Here is a 1302-nt window from a genome sequence, read left to right as displayed (position 1 = left end):
CGTTACCTCGCTTGCCAATAGATCCGAAACGCAAAGGGGCAGAATGCATCTCCATCACCGAATCAAAGAAAAAGCCATGCCGAGGAAGCCGAACGAGCCCGACCGATGGCGGGCCGCGGATACGGCCAGCGCCCCGCTGCATCGTGCCCTCGATCTCGGAATTCTGTTCAAGAGGCAGCCTGATGTTTTCGCAAGGCGGATGTCGACCGATGAGATTCGGGATCGTGTGGTCACCGAGTTGCCGACGGAGGGACTGACAGTCGAGCAGGCCTTGGATCGCTTTACTGTTGAGGTCCTGCCGCTGTGTAAGAACGAGGCGAGTCCTCGATTCCTCGGTTTCGGTGATACCGGTGATGATCCGGGAGCGTTGGTCGGTGGTGTGCTCGCGATGTTGACGCAGCAGAACCTGATCAATCAGAGTTTCGATTCGCCGAGCGCCACCTTAATCGAGATCGCGGTACTGCGGTGGTTGCGGGAGTTGATCGGGTACACCAATGCCGATGTCGCCGATGTGTCGTCGGTGTGGGACGTCGGTGGCGTGGTCACGCACGGCGGGACGACGAGCAATGCCGTCGCGATGTTGTTGGCACGCGAAGCGCGAGCACGGGAAACGATGGTGGGCGGTGTGACTGACGTCGAGAGGTTCGGTGTTGTAGTTCCTCGTGGCATCGGCCATTACAGCGTGAGGAGTGCGCTCGCCTGGATCGGCGTCGGGACGCGTGTGATCGAGGTGAAGACTCGCGGGTTTCGTTATGACCTGGACGATTTGGCGCGATCGTTGGATGAGCACCGGGGTCGGGTGATGGCTGTGGTCGCGTATGCCGGCGACAGCCGTACGCAGACTGTCGACCATTTGCGCGAGGTCCATGACGTGGTTCGCGCCGCCGATCCGGCGATCTGGCTGCATGCCGATGCATGTTGGGGTCTGGTCGCCACATTCAGCGACGCGCTGCGTCACCTGGTGGCGGGCATCGAGTTGTTCGACAGCGTGACAGTCGACCCACACAAGGTCATGGCGGTGCCATACGGGTTGAGCGCGTTACTGGTTCGGCGGCCGGACAGTTTGCGCATGGTCGCGAGTCACTCTGATCTGATCATGCAGGAGGACTTTGCCTTCGGGCAGGCTACGCCGTTCATCGGCACGAAGGACTGGTCGTCGTTGAAGCTGTGGATGATGATGGTGACCAACGGACGAACCGGACTCGCGGAAATCGCCGATCGGCGAATCGCGCTGGCACGTCGATTTTCAGAGTTGGTGGATGAGCGGCCGGGGTTGCGGCGCCTTCATGAACCTGAGCTTGC

1 protein-coding gene is annotated in these 1302 nt (G+C 60.8%); it reads left to right on the top strand.

The annotated features are described in order from the left end of the window. Positions 1–76: 76 nt before the first annotated feature. A partial coding sequence (locus AB0C20_RS36205; RefSeq protein ID WP_357569721.1) for a pyridoxal-dependent decarboxylase occupies positions 77–1302 on the top strand: 1226 nt, incomplete at its 3' end.

The sequence above is a fragment of the Micromonospora sp. NPDC048843 genome (genome assembly GCF_040649965.1).
Lineage (GTDB): Bacteria > Actinomycetota > Actinomycetes > Mycobacteriales > Micromonosporaceae > Micromonospora > Micromonospora hortensis.
Note: the sequence above shows the minus strand (reverse complement) of the source record. Positions and strands in the feature narration are given on the sequence as shown.